The 12,787-nt window shown below is 72.8% G+C and carries 12 protein-coding genes; 4 read left to right on the forward strand and 8 right to left on the reverse strand.

What is annotated here, in order from left to right; all coding sequences use genetic code 11:
* Window positions 1-46 precede the first annotated feature (46 nt).
* Window positions 47-2,587, forward strand: coding sequence for a UvrD-helicase domain-containing protein (locus H3C53_01340; GenBank protein MBW7915322.1), 2,541 nt, complete (start codon window positions 47-49; stop codon window positions 2,585-2,587).
* An 85-nt stretch (window positions 2,588-2,672) separates the two neighbouring features.
* Here H3C53_01340 and H3C53_01345 read toward each other — a convergent pair whose 3' ends face one another.
* Window positions 2,673-3,362, reverse strand: a complete 690-nt coding sequence (locus H3C53_01345; protein MBW7915323.1) for a hypothetical protein — start codon at window positions 3,360-3,362, stop codon at window positions 2,673-2,675.
* Between the two features lie 97 nt (window positions 3,363-3,459).
* Between H3C53_01345 and H3C53_01350 the strand changes: the two genes are divergently transcribed.
* Window positions 3,460-3,720 (forward strand): hypothetical protein, encoded by a 261-nt coding sequence (locus H3C53_01350; protein ID MBW7915324.1) that lies wholly within the window; start codon window positions 3,460-3,462, stop codon window positions 3,718-3,720.
* Here H3C53_01350 and H3C53_01355 read toward each other — a convergent pair.
* Window positions 3,710-4,708, reverse strand: coding sequence for a serine hydrolase (locus tag H3C53_01355; GenBank protein ID MBW7915325.1), 999 nt, complete (start codon window positions 4,706-4,708; stop codon window positions 3,710-3,712). The genes H3C53_01350 and H3C53_01355 overlap by 11 nt on opposite strands.
* Window positions 4,709-4,925: 217 nt before the next feature.
* On the opposite strand from H3C53_01355, the gene H3C53_01360 reads away from it, so the two are divergent.
* Window positions 4,926-5,399 (forward strand): cold shock domain-containing protein, encoded by a 474-nt coding sequence (locus tag H3C53_01360; protein ID MBW7915326.1) that lies wholly within the window; start codon window positions 4,926-4,928, stop codon window positions 5,397-5,399.
* A 105-nt stretch (window positions 5,400-5,504) separates the two neighbouring features.
* Here H3C53_01360 and H3C53_01365 read toward each other — a convergent pair whose 3' ends face one another.
* A complete protein-coding gene (locus H3C53_01365; GenBank protein MBW7915327.1) occupies window positions 5,505-6,083 on the reverse strand; it encodes a DoxX family protein in 579 nt (192 codons plus the stop codon).
* A gap of 129 nt (window positions 6,084-6,212) precedes the next feature.
* Between H3C53_01365 and nagA the strand changes: the two genes are divergently transcribed.
* The gene (gene nagA, locus H3C53_01370) at window positions 6,213-7,331 is read left to right on the forward strand and encodes an N-acetylglucosamine-6-phosphate deacetylase (GenBank protein ID MBW7915328.1); all 1,119 of its coding nucleotides are present in this window, start codon (window positions 6,213-6,215) and stop codon (window positions 7,329-7,331) included.
* Window positions 7,332-7,346: 15 nt separating this feature from the next.
* Here the strand turns inward: nagA and H3C53_01375 are convergent, their stop codons facing one another.
* The 5 genes from H3C53_01375 to tsf form a co-directional block, all read right to left on the reverse strand.
* Window positions 7,347-9,698 (reverse strand): glutamine--tRNA ligase/YqeY domain fusion protein, encoded by a 2,352-nt coding sequence (locus H3C53_01375; protein MBW7915329.1) that lies wholly within the window; start codon window positions 9,696-9,698, stop codon window positions 7,347-7,349.
* A gap of 106 nt (window positions 9,699-9,804) precedes the next feature.
* A complete protein-coding gene (locus tag H3C53_01380; protein ID MBW7915330.1) occupies window positions 9,805-10,701 on the reverse strand; it encodes a phosphatidate cytidylyltransferase in 897 nt (298 codons plus the stop codon).
* Window positions 10,702-10,709: 8 nt separating this feature from the next.
* Window positions 10,710-11,264: a ribosome recycling factor gene (frr, locus tag H3C53_01385; protein MBW7915331.1), complete on the reverse strand. Its 555-nt coding sequence runs from the start codon at window positions 11,262-11,264 to the stop codon at window positions 10,710-10,712.
* 141 nt (window positions 11,265-11,405) lie between these two features.
* Window positions 11,406-12,143, reverse strand: coding sequence for a UMP kinase (locus H3C53_01390; GenBank protein ID MBW7915332.1), 738 nt, complete (start codon window positions 12,141-12,143; stop codon window positions 11,406-11,408).
* 4 nt (window positions 12,144-12,147) lie between these two features.
* Window positions 12,148-12,741, reverse strand: coding sequence for a translation elongation factor Ts (tsf, locus tag H3C53_01395; protein MBW7915333.1), 594 nt, complete (start codon window positions 12,739-12,741; stop codon window positions 12,148-12,150).
* Window positions 12,742-12,787 lie beyond the last annotated feature (46 nt).

Here is a 12,787-nt window from a genome sequence, read left to right on the forward strand (position 1 = left end):
CGAGCGCGCTCGGTTCGAGCGCGCCAGGGACGAACTCGGCGGCGCCGTGCTCAGTACCATCCACGGCTTCATGATCGCGGCGCTGCGCCTCAACGCCCCCGCGCTCGGGCTCGACCCGGGCTTCACGCTGCTCGGCGAGTGGGAGGCGGCCGCCATCTTCGAGGAGGAGGTCAAGGGCCTGCTCCTGCTGGCTGCCGCCCCTGACCACCCGCTCCGCGCGGCCAGCGCGCGCCTTGGCGAGTCGGCCGCGCCGCGCCTGGCGGCGCTGTTCGCCGCCCGCTCGCTGGCGCCGAGGCTGACCTTCGGCGCCACGACGGAGGAGGCGGCGCTCCGGGCTCTCTACCGCGCCGCGCTCGCCGCCTACGACCGACGCCTTGGCGGCGCCAGCCTGGCTCCCGGCGAGGTCGAGCGGCGCGCCTTCCGGATGCTCGGCTCGGCCCGGGCGCGCGAGCGTCTCGCGAAGCGGTTCCCGCGCGTGCTCGTCGACGAGTACCAGGACGTGAACCCCCTGCAGGGCGCCTTCTTCGAGCAGCTCGCCGCCGCCGGGGTGGCGCTCGAGCTGGTCGGCGACCCGAAGCAGTCGATCTACGGCTTCCGCAACGCCGACGTTACCGTCTTCCGGCGCGCCCTCGACGGAGCGGCGCTCAGCGGCGAGCTGCAGCCGCCCCTGACCGAGAGCCGGCGCCACGCCCGGGCCCTCGTCGGCTTCCTCAACCGACTCACCGGCCGCCTGGCCGAGAAGGGCCTCGGCTTCGTGGTGGACGAGGCGCCGCCCGTCACGGCCGCGGGGGCGCAGGCGGCGGTGGCCGGCAGCGTGGAGCTCGTCGTGGTGGAGGGCGGGGAGCCCCTCGACGCGCTCCGGGGCCGCGAGGCCGAGGTGCTGGCGGAGCGACTGCTGGCGCACCACGACCTGGGCGTGCCGTGGGACGACATGGCGGTGCTCGCGCGCAGCCACGCCGCGCTCACGCGCGTGCTGGGCGCCCTGCAGGTCAAGGGCGTGCCGGCCTTCGTGGTGCAGGCACGGGGCTACTACGAGCGCAGCGAGATCCGCGACGTGAAGCACGCGCTCGCGGTCGGGGTCGACCCGCTGGGCGCCAGCCTGCTGCCGTTCCTGCGTAGCCCCCTCGCCGGGCTCACCCTCCCCGAGATCGAGGCGCTGGCCCGCACGGCCCCCGAGGAGCGGTTGGGGGCCATCCGCGCCGGCTTCCCGGCGCTGGCCGAGCGCATGGAGCGGCTGGCGGAGCTCGCGCGAGCCACCCCCCTGGAGGCGGTCGAGGGCATCCTCCGCTACCCGGTCGGCGACCACCGCTTCCAGGACTCCCTCAGGCGGCGGGGTCGCGCCAACGTCGACGCCCTCCTCTTCGACGTTGCGGCCGAGGCGCCCCGCGACCTGGCACTGTTCCTGCAACGCCTCGACCTCCTGGCGGAGCAGGCCGAGGCCGGCGACGTGCCGCAGGGCGGCACCGGCGTGCGACTGCTGAGCGTGCACGCCTCCAAGGGCCTCGAGTTCCCGCTGGTGGCCCTCTTCGACGTGGGCGCCTGGGGCTCGCGGCGTGGGGCGCCGCTCCTGGTCGAGCCCGGCAGCGGCGCCGTGCGGTTGGCGGGTGCCCCTGGCTTCGCCACCGCGCAGGCGGCGGCGTGGCAGCGCGCCGACCAGGAGTCCTACCGCCTCCTCTACGTGGCCGTCAGCCGCGCCCGGGACGCCCTGGTCATGACGGGCAGCCGGCGGGCACCTCCCGGCGCGGCCGGAACCGGTCCCGAGGCCGACCGGGCGGGGGCAGGTCCCTGGTTGGCGGCGCTCCTGGACCTGGGGCTGGAGGGGGCCGACGCGCTTCCCGGCGTCGGTTGCGAGCGGGTTCCGTACGCTCCACCCGCCACACCGCGGACCGCAGTCCACGAGGAGGAAGCCGGGCTAGAGCCGGCGCCCTGGATCGACGCCAGGCTGGCGTCGACGGGGTTGCCGCCCGTCGTGAGTCCCTCGGCCCTGGCGCGGCTCGGGCTGGGCGGGGGGGACGCGGAGGACGAGCCCCTCGACCCGGCCGAGCGCTACGCGGACGAGGACGAGGCGGCGCGGGGCCGCGTCGGTTGGGGCCGGGCGTTGGGCACGCTGGCGCATTTCGCCATCGGCCAGGGCTGGCGCGTCGACGACCCGCGCGTGGCGGCCACCCTCGCCGCGCAGGAGGTGCTCGTCCCCTTCGACGAGGCGCAACGGGGCGAGTTGGTGGCGGAGGTGCTGGAGCTGCTGGCGCGCTACTGGGCGCTCGTGGGCACGGCGCTGCCGGCGCTCGAGGCGCGGAGCGTCGACCGCGCCGAGCTGCCGCTGGCCGTGCGCCGCGGCGACACCGTTTGGGAGGGAGTCGTCGACAGGCTCTACCGGGTGGGCGACGACTGGTTCCTGGACGACTACAAGACGGACCGGCACGTCCGGCCCGAACGCTACCACCTTCAGCTTGGCCACTACCTCGGGGCGACCGCGGCGGCGCTCGGGGCGCGCCCGCGCGCCAGGCTCGTGTACCTCCGGCACGGCAAGGTGGTGGAACCGGAGGTGGCCGCGCTGGAGGCGGCCCTGGCGCGCCCCGGGCCGTGACGCTGCGGGCGTGCGCGGCGGCCGAGCGGCGCCTGAGCGCCGGGCGCGCCTACCTGGTAGGCGCCCACGCGCCCACGCGCGCCGGCTAGCCGGGCGTGGGCCGCCTCGCGAGGCGGTATAGGTGCGCGTTGCCGTCCCTACCGACGCGCTCGGCCAGCCGCAGCTCGAACAGGCAGTAGGCCGCCTGCTGAGCCAGGCGGCGCGGGAGGCGGGCGCAGGCGGCGAGGTCGGCCGTGGTGAACTCGGAAGGCAGGCCGGGGGGCACGAGGGCGAGCAGGTCGGTGGGTGCCCCGAACCTGCGCCGCTCCAGGACGCGCACTAGGCGGCGGCCCGTCACCACCCAGCCACGGCGCCGCCACGCCTTGCCCGCTACCAGTCGGCGGCACTCGACGTCCTCGACCAGCGCCACCTCCAGCTCGAGGTGCGGGTGCTCGAGCAGGGCGGGGGCCGACACGAGCTCTGCGAAGAGCTGCTCGACCCGGCCGCTCTTGGGGGAGCGGCGCCGCTCTACGCGGCCGTCGGGGTGGTGCTTCTCCAGCCAGCGCGTGGCGGCGACCGGGAGCACCAACCTCACCCGGTGTTCGGGCAGCAGCGCCGCGAGCTTGCGCCGCATGGCGCCCAGGTTGCGGGTCTGGACCTCGATGAGGAGCCCGTCGGCCACGGCGTCCACCACGTACCCCCCGACACCCACCTCGAACTCGCTCCCCGCTGGCGCCGACAGGCGCTTGAGGTCGGCGTGTAGCTTCGATTCGTTGAGGGAGCCGATCACGCGCACGCGGTCACGATAACCGCGGTGGGCCTCGGCCTAGGAGCCATAGGCCTGGGCCGAGGTCGCCGGGCAGCCGGCTGCTGCGCGGCGCCATGCTGAGCCCATGAACGCCCAACCATCACACGCCACGGTCGCGGGCCGCCACGGGGTCTTCGTGACCGACGCCGAGCACGGCCTCCTGTGGGAGACGGCCGTGCTGGTCACCGACCTCCTCGACCTGATCGAGGCTTGCGGCACCGCGCACGCCCTTGAGGTACGGAGCGACGTCGGGGTGTTCCACGCCACGGCTCGCCGCTGGTGGGTGGCGCCCATGGGCGACGAGATGCTCGTGCGCATCGAGCTCGAGCGCACCATCACGGCGTGAGGCGCGTGTCGCCCGTGGGTGGGGGCGCCAGGCGCTCGAGAACGGCCGCCGCCGCCCACCCAACCACCCGCGCCCCAAGGTTCTCCGCGTGGAAGCGGGGGTCCACGCACCCTCGCGTCATGATGGCCACCACGAACGGGGCGCCCGTGGCGGTCAGGGGCTCGAACACCCCGGCGTCGTTGCGCACGCCCGTGATGGACCCGCTCTTCGAGGCGATGCGCCACGGCCCCTCCCCGATCGAGGCCAGGTAGGAGTCATGACCGATGGCGCGGCCCAGCTCGCAGTACTGCTGCTTCCGGTACATCGCTTGCGCCTCCACCGTGAGCGTCGGCGGGAGCAGCTCACCGCGCCAGAGGCGCGCGAAGTGATCCGCCAGGTCGGCGGCGGTGGTGGTCGAGCGCGCCGGCGCGCCGGCGCCGGTCGGCGCGCCCGTCTGCAGCTTGCCCGCGCTGACGGTCCCCGACCAGCCGTGGGCGCGGATGGACGCGTTGACCCGGTCCAGCCCCACGAACTCGATGAGCACGTTCGTGGCCGTGTTGTCGCTCACCGCGATCATCAGGGTCGCCAGGTCCCGGAGCGTGTGGCGCCGGCCCGGCGTGAGCGCCTTCAGGACACCCGAGCCGCTCACCATGTCGGCGGCGCGCACCTCCAGCTCGTCGTCCAGCCGCGCGGTGCCGGCAGCCACGAGTTCGAGGAGCGCCTGCAGTACGAACACCTTTATGGTGCTGGCCGCCGGGAACGGCTCGTGCGCCCGGTAGGAGATGCCCGCGTCCGGCGGGCCCGAGGCCGCGTCGAGCGGGTAAGCGACCACCGCCATGGCGCCCGCCCCGGGCTCGGCGGCGGTGCTCGCCTGGGGGGCGGGCGCGTCGCCGGGTGGCGCGCTCCCCTCGAGGACGCGTTCCAGCCACTCGAAACGGGGGCGCAGTCCGGCCGTCCCATCGGGTTCGTGGGTGGCGGTCGGGGGCTGTGCGGTGTCGCGTGGGGGCATGGTTCACCTCCGAGTGGCGTTCAGGCTCCAAGTGTTGCACGCCTGTGCGCGGGAGCATCTTGCGGTGGGGTCCGCCAGGCCCTACACTTCACTCGACCGACCATGGTGCCCTCCGGGCCCCCGGCGGGTCCGGGAGCCGTCCAGCCGTTGCTGGACGGTGCCCGATAGTCACTGTGAGCTCGAACCTCCTACAGGGGGCGAGCCAGTAGGGATGGAAATGGCTACAGGCAAGGTGAAGTGGTTCAGCGGCGAGAAGGGGTACGGCTTCATCGCACAGGATGACGGCGGGGCGGACGTTTTCGTCCACTTCTCGGCCATCCGCGGCGAGGGCTACCGGTCCCTCAACGAGGGTGACGTCGTCTCGTTCGACGTCGAGCCGGGCCAGAAGGGCCCGCAGGCTCAGAACGTTGTCGTGACGAGCGCCGCTGCGCCGCGGCCAGGTGGCGACCGCGGCGGGCGTGACAACCAGTTCGGGGGCGACCGAGCCTTCGGTGACCGCCGTTCGGGCGACCGCAACTCTGGCGACCGCCACCCTGGCGACCGCCACCCTGGCGACCGCAACTCTGGCGACCGCCACTTCGGCGAGCGCGGAGCCGGCGACCGGGACCGTGGGCGCGGCGGCAACGACCGCGGCGGCTCGCGCGGGCGCGGCGGCAACGACCGCGGTGGGGGGCGCCGCGAGCGCTACTGACACCTGGCACCGCCTGGCTCGCGCCCGGCGGTAGTAACCGACCAAAGCGGGCGGGCCCGGCGATCGCCGGGCCCGCCCTGCTTTCTCCGCTACGGTGGCGCCTGATCAGGCGCGTGCAGGTTTCGTGACCGCCCCCTTGCTCGTGTCGTCGAAGTCGCCGTGAGGAGCGCCGAGCAGCGGTAGGACCCAGTAGTCGAGGCCGTAGTACCCCGCCACGCGCCAGGCCAACACCAGCCAGGTGGCCAGCATGAACATCATCGGGTTAGTGGAGAGCGTCCCCGCCAGGAGGAAGGCGACGTTCATGAGGCCGCCGAAGAACGCGGCCGCGCCCGTCAGGAAGCCGGCGATGAGCGCGATGCCGACGAAGAGCTCGCCGAAGGCGACGACGTAGCTCAGGAAGGTGCCCATGGGCAGGAAGATGTTCTCGATCATCCAGGCGTACCAACCGGTCACGGTCGGCGACTCACCCTGTGACAGACTGACGGCGCGGGTGAGGAAGCCCTTGATGGCGGTGCCGGCCTTCTCGCCGACCCACACCGGGTTGTTCACCTTGTCCCAGCCGGCGTGCAGCCACAACCAGCCGAGGTAGACGCGGACTACCGTCCAGAAGGGCGCCATGTACTTGGACGCGAAGAGGAACTTGCTGATCTGCGGTTCAGGGTAATAGGTGGTGGTACGTGCCATGCTCCTCAACCCCTTTCATCGCCTAGTATCTTGGCGGGGGGCGACGGCCGCCAGGGACATGCGACCTAGGACTAATGTCCTCCGGGCCGAGCGTGTTGCGCGCACCGGCCGGCCGGAACGGGGTGAACGGTGACGACGGTAAGAGGCACCCTCGTGCTGCCGCACGGGGTGGTGGCCGGTAGCATCGACTTCGGCGAACGCATCGAAAGGGTGGAGGTCGCCGGGAACGTGGCAGCGGGCGGCGGGCCCATAGTGCTGCCCGGGTTCGTGGACACGCACGTTCATGGCGGCGGAGGGGCGGACACCATGGACGGCGAGGGCGGCGTGCGGGCCCTCGCGCGCTTCCACGCCCGCCACGGCGTGACGACCCTCCTTCCGACCACCATCACCCACCCGTGGGCGGACGTCCTCGCCGCGTTGGAAGGGGTTAAGGCGGTGGCCGCCGGCCGGCGCGAGGACGGGGCGGCGCGCGTGGCCGGCGCGCACCTCGAGGGGCCGTTCATCAACCCGCACCGGCTGGGGGCGCAGCCGCCGCACGCGGTGGCGCCGGAACCCGGGCTCGTCGAGGAGGCGCTCGCGAGCGGCATCATCCGCGTGGTGACGCTCGCGCCCGAGCTCGAGCAGGCGTCGGCGGCGGCGGCGCGCTTCGCCGCGGCGGGCGTGCGGGTCTCGTTCGGGCACTCCAACGCCACGGCCGAGGAGGTCGAGCTGGTGGCGACCGCCGCGCGCGCCCACGGGGGCGTCGTCGGCTTCACGCACCTCTTCAACGCGATGACGCAGCTGACCGGCCGCGAACCGGGCGTCGTCGGCGCCGCGCTCGCGGACGGCGACGCCTTCGCCGAACTGATCTTCGACACGCACCACGTGGCGCCCGTGAGCTTCAAGGCGGCGCTCGCCGCCAAGCCGGGCAAGCTGCACCTCGTGACGGACGCCATCCGCGCCTGCGGCATGGGGGAGGGCGTCAGTGAGCTGGGGGGCCAGCGCGTGATCGTGCGCGGGGGCGCGGCGCGCCTCGAGAGCGGCACCCTCGCGGGAAGCGTCCTGACGCTCGATCAGGCGCTACGCAACGCCGTCAGGGTCGGCGTGGGGCTGCACGCGGCCAGCCGGGCGCTGTCGGGCGTGCCCGCGGCGTACCTGGGGTTGAACGACCGCGGCGAGCTGCGCGTCGGTGCGCTGGCCGACCTTGTGGTGCTGGACGAGAACCTGCACGTGCAGGACGTGTTCGTGGCGGGCCTGCCGGTCGGCTGACGCCGCCCCATCCGTCTAGCCGGCAAGCCGCTCGGCCACGAGACGCTTGACGGCCCCCGGGTCGGCGCGACCGCTCGTCCTTCGCATCACCTGACCGACGAAGAACCCCGCGAGGCCCAGCTTGCCGGCCCGGTACGCCTCCAGCTCCGCGGGGTGGCGTGCCACCACGTCGTCCACCACGGCGCGGAGCGACTCGTCGTCGCCCAACCGCGCCAGGCCGCGCTCGGCCACCAGCGCGCCAGGGTCCGCGCCCGTCGCCACGATCTCGTCGAGCAGCTCGCGGCCGGAGCGCGCCGTGATGGTGCCGTCGTCCACGAGCCTCACGAGCTCCGCCAACGCCACGGCCGTGAGCCGCGGTTCGGTCGTCGCCTTGAGGGCGCGCGCCACGTCGTTCACGACCCAGTTGGCCGCGCCCTGCGGCCGCGCGCCGTGCGCCACCGCGCCGGCGTAGAACTCGAACAGGTCGGCGCGCGTGGCGAGGATGGCGGCGTCGTGCTCGGCCACCCCCTGCAGGGCGGTCATCGTCGCGAAGCGGCGCCGGGCCTCGGCGTCGAGGGCGGCATCCGGCGCGGCCGCCACCGCCGGGGCCTGTTCGGTCGCGGGCGCCTGCGAGTGCGCGGGCACGGCGGCGGCCCGACCCACCGCCGAGCGGCCGCCGCCCGATCGCGAACCCGCCTTCGACCGGGCGTCCTTCAACGGCACGATGCGGTTGAAGACCGGGGCGTCCGGCGTCAGGCCGTCGACCGGGTCGCGCCAGAAGTAGCCGAGGCGCTCGAACTGGTAGCGCCGGTCGGGCGGGTCGGCCGTGACGCTCGGCTCGATCCAGCCCTCGACCACCTCCAGCGCCCGCGGGTTCACGTGGTCGAGGAAGTCGCCCTCCGCGCCGTCCGGGTCCGGGACGGTGAAGAGCCGGTCGTAGAGCCGCGCCGTCATCGGGACGCCGCGCTCGGCGGAGACCCAGTGGACGGCGGACCACACCTTCACCCCGGCGAGGTCGTCGCTCGCGCCGGGCGCGAACATGTGCGCCCTAAGCTCCGTGACCTCCCCGTCGGCGCCGGTCACCGCCTCGTCGACGCGGATGACGGGCCCGTGCCTGAGCCGCACCGCGCGGCCGGGAGCCAGCCGCTTGAAGCCCGGGGGTGGCACGGCGGCGAAGTCGTCGCGCTCGACGTACAGCTCGCGGGTTAGCGGCACCCGCCTGCTGCCCGTCCCGGGCACGTCGGGTGGCCAGTACGGTGCGTCGAGTTCGGTGACGCTGCCGGCGGGCACGTTGGTGAGCACCACCTTGAGGGGGTCGAGGACGGCCATCACGCGCGGCGCCACGGCGTTGAGGTCGTCGCGGATGCTCGAGTCGAGCAGAGCCAGGTCCGTGCGGCTGTTGGCGCGCGCCACGCCCACGCGGTTCGTGAACTCCCGGATGGCCTCCGGCCGCACTCCGCGGCGCCTCAGCGCCGAGATGGTGGGCATGCGCGGGTCGTCCCACGAGTCGACGACGCCGGCCTGGACGAGCCGGATGAGCTTGCGCTTGCTCACGACGGTGTAGTCGAGCACCAGCCGCGCGAACTCGTACTGGTGCGGGCGCGGGCCCTCGATCAGGCGGTCGAGCACCCAGTCGTACACCTCGCGGTTGTTCTCGAACTCGAGCGTGCAGAGGCTATGCGACACGCCCTCGATGGCGTCGGACAGCGGGTGCGCGAAGTCGTACATGGGGTAGATGGGCCACTCGTTGCCCGTACGGTAGTGGGCCGCGTCGACGATGCGGTAGAGGATGGGGTCGCGCATCTTCATGTTGGCGGCGCTCATGTCGATCTTGGCGCGCAGCACGTGCTCGCCGGGGCCGAACTCCCCGTCGCGCATGCGCGCGAACAGGTCGAGGTTCTCGGCGACGCTGCGGCCGCGGAACGGGCTGTCGCGGCCCGCCTCCGTCACGGTGCCGCGGTAGTCGCGGATCTGCTCCTCGTCGAGGCTGTCGACGTAGGCGTCGCCGGCCTCGATGAGCCGCACGGCGTGGTCGTATAGCTCCGGGAAGTAGTCGCTGGCGTGGCGCACCGCGTGCCACTCGTAGCCGAGCCAGCGCACGTCCCGCTCGATGGCGGCCACGTACTCGGGGTCCTCGGTGACGGGGTTGGTGTCGTCGTAGCGGAGGAACGTCACCCCGCCGTAGTCGCGCGCCACGCCGAAGTCGAGCTGGATGGCCTTGGCGTGACCGATGTGCAGGTAGCCGTTCGGTTCGGGCGGGAAGCGCGTCACGACGTTCGCGACCCGACCCGAGGCCAGGTCGCGGTCGACGATGTCCGTGATGAAGTTCGGGGCGACGGCGCGGGCCGCGAACGGCTCCGGCGCGCTCGGCTTCGGTTCGGCTTCCACGCTTCTCAGGGCTCCTCGGGCGGTGCGGGCGGGCGAGGCTGACCCTCGCCGCGGGTGCACGGCGGCCACCACTTTACCGCACGTCCGCCCGGCCCGGCCGACGCGCCTAGCGCAAGATGACGAGCGTGACGAAGAAGTAGGTGATCGGGAACGCCACGAGCGCGCTGTCGATGCGGTCGAGCACCCCGCCGTGGCCCGGGAGGAAGACGCCCGCGTCCTTCACGCCCGCCCACCGCTTCATGAGCGATTCGAACAGGTCGCCCAGTTGGGCGGCGCTCGACACGAGCAGGCTGAAGAGGAGACCGTCGTAGACGTTGACGTGCACGCCGGTGCGGTGCTCGAGGAACACGAGGGCCGCCCCCACGACCGCGGCGGCGAGCACGAGGCCGCCGACCGAGCCCTCGACCGACTTGTTCGGACTGATGGCGGGGGCCAGCTTGCGCTTGCCGAACAGCGTCCCGAAGGTGTAGGCCCCCACGTCCGTGGCCACGACGGCGAGCGCGGGCAGGGTGAGGTACCAGAGCCCCAGCACGCCGTCTGGGGTGTAGCGCAGCGTGATGACGAACCCGAACAGCCACGGGATGTAAAGGTAGCCGAAGAACGAGAACACCACGGCCTGCAGCGAGTTTCGGTTCGGGTTGGCGAGCTCGAGCGCCACGAGGTAGAGGGCGAAGAGCCCTATGAGCGCCTCCCGCCAGCTGACGCCGGCGATGAGCGGCTGCATCCCGGGGTAGCTGATCGGCAGCGAGGCCGGCAGCGTCAGGACGGCGGCCACCCACAGGCTCCGCTTGCGGATGGGGATGCCCCGCAGGTTCATGAGCGCCGTGTACTCCTGGATGGCCACCAGGGTGAGGATCAGGTAGGTGGGGGCGAGGAGGGGGAGGCCCACCCACAGCACCAGCAGGGTGACGAGGAAGGCCAGCAGGGCCGAGACGACCCGCGGCAGGTGCTTGCGCGCGCCCGCCTCCTCGGCGACGCCGGGAACGGCGTCAGCTTCGGGCACGGGGCGACTCACACCGCTAGGATGTCGGTTTCCTTAGCCTTGACCCTGGCGTCGATCTTGGTGATGAACTCGTCGGTGACCTTCTGCACGTCGGCCTCCGCGCGGCGCAGGTCGTCCTCGCTCAACGCGCCCTCCTTCTGTTCCGAGCGGAGGTCGGCCAGCGCGTCGCGGCGGATGTTGCGCACCGCCACCCGCGCCTCCTCCGCCAGCTGGTGGACGCTCTTGACGAGCTCGCGGCGCCGCTCGTCGTTGAGAGGCGGGACCGTGATGAAGATGCTGTCGCCCTGGTTGCTGGGGTTGAACCCCAGGTCGGCCTCGAGGATCGCCTTCTCGATGCCCTTGGCCACGCTCTTGTCGAACGGCGTGATCAACAGGGTGCGTGGGTCGGGTGTCGAGACGTTGGCGACCTGGGCGAGGGGCGTTGGCGAGCCGTAGTACTCGACCACCACCCGCCCGAGCACGGCCGGGTTGGCGCGGCCCGTGCGGACCGTGGCGAGGTTGGACTCGAAGGCGTCGATGCTCTTCCGCATCCGTTCGCGTGCGTCGTTGAGATGGCTGTTCATGCTGCCCTTCACCTCCGGGGCCACTAAGCGACCTGTCCGACGAGTGTACCGCGCCCCGTGAGGCCCGCGGCGGGGCTCACGGAGCGCGCCGTGACGGCAGACGTTGCCGGGTGTCGCGGCGGCGCGGGTCGCCGCGCGCCTTCAGGCGGTGCGGTCGGCGAACTCGGTGGCGACGTCGGAGGCGATGTAGGTGCCGACGCGCTCGCCCGCGAGGAGCCGGCCGAGGTTGCCCGCCCTGAAGATGTCGAACACCGTGACGGGCAGGCCGCGCTGCATGCACAGGCTGACGGCGGTCGCGTCCATGACCGCCAGCCCGCCGTTCAGCACGTCGAGGTAGGAGAGCGAGCGGTAGCGGCGGGCGCCGGGCGTGGTGTTGGGGTCCGCGTCGTACACGCCGTCGACCTTGTTCTTGGCCATGAGGACCATGTCGGCGTCGATCTCGAGGGCCCTCAGGGCGGCGGTGGTGTCGGTGGTGAAGAACGGGTTGCCCGTCCCGCCCCCGAAGATGACGATGCGGCCCTTCTCGAGGTGGCGCAGGGCGCGCCGCCTGATGTACGGCTCGGCCACCTCCTGCATGGTGATGGCGGTCTGGACGCGCGTGTCGACCCCCTTGCGTTCGAGGGCGTCCTGCAGGGCGATGGCGTTCATGACGGTGCCCAACATGCCGACGTAGTCGGCGGTGGCGGGATCCATGTGCTTGCCGTGCTGGGAGCCGCGCCAGAAGTTGCCGCCGCCGACCACGATGGCGATCTGGACGCCGCGGCCCTTGGCCGCGGCGACCTCGTCCGCCAAGGCGGCAGTCGCGTCCGGCGACACCCCGAACCCGCCCGGACCGCTCAGGAACTCGCCGGAGAGTTTGAGCAGGACGCGCTTCAGCACGCTGTTACTCGCCGATCGCGATGCGCGCGAAGCGGCCGACCTGGACGTTCTCTCCCAGGGTGGCGGCGACTTCCTTCACCACGGCGTCGACGGTCTTCTTGTCGTCCTTGATGTAGGCCTGCTCGAGCAGGACGATCTCGGAGAAGTACTTGTTGAGGCGGCCCTCGACGATCTTCTCGGCCACGTTGGCGGGCTTGCCTTCCTCGGCGGCCTGGCGGAGCAGCGCGTGCTTCTCGGCGGCGACGACCTCTTCCGGCACGTCCTCGCGCCGGGTGTAGGCCGGGCTGGCCATGGCGACGTGCATGGCGAGGTTCCGCGCCAGCTCCTGGAACTTGTCGTTGCGCGCCACGAAGTCGGTCTCGCAGTTCACCTCGACCAGCACGGCGATCTTGCCGTTGTGGTGGATGTACGAGCCGACGAGGCCCTCCTTGGCGACGCGGTCCGCCTTCTTGTCGGCCTTGGCGATGCCGCGCTCGCGCAGGAGCTCGGCGGCCTTCTCCAGGTTGCCGGCCGCGTCCTCGAGGGCCTTCTTGACGTCCAGCATGCCGGCGCCGGTCCTGGCCCGGAGCTGCTTGATCAGTTCGGTGGTCACTGCCATCTCGCTTCTTCCCTTCGGTCCCGCTGGGCGGGACGCCCCCGCTACT

This window comes from Trueperaceae bacterium, assembly GCA_019454765.1.
Taxonomy (GTDB): Bacteria; Deinococcota; Deinococci; order Deinococcales; family Trueperaceae; genus JAAYYF01.

What these genes read in the sequence shown, in the direction of transcription:
- H3C53_01350 (MBW7915324.1), top strand. Translation starts at nt 3,460, where the DNA reads ATGAACGCCCAACCATCACACGCCACGGTCGCGGGCCGCCACGGGGTC.
- H3C53_01355 (MBW7915325.1), bottom strand. Translation starts at nt 4,708, where the DNA reads ATGCCCCCACGCGACACCGCACAGCCCCCGACCGCCACCCACGAACCC.
- H3C53_01360 (MBW7915326.1), top strand. Translation starts at nt 4,926, where the DNA reads ATGGCTACAGGCAAGGTGAAGTGGTTCAGCGGCGAGAAGGGGTACGGC.
- H3C53_01365 (MBW7915327.1), bottom strand. Translation starts at nt 6,083, where the DNA reads ATGGCACGTACCACCACCTATTACCCTGAACCGCAGATCAGCAAGTTC.
- frr (MBW7915331.1), bottom strand. Translation starts at nt 11,264, where the DNA reads ATGAACAGCCATCTCAACGACGCACGCGAACGGATGCGGAAGAGCATC.
- tsf (MBW7915333.1), bottom strand. Translation starts at nt 12,741, where the DNA reads ATGGCAGTGACCACCGAACTGATCAAGCAGCTCCGGGCCAGGACCGGC.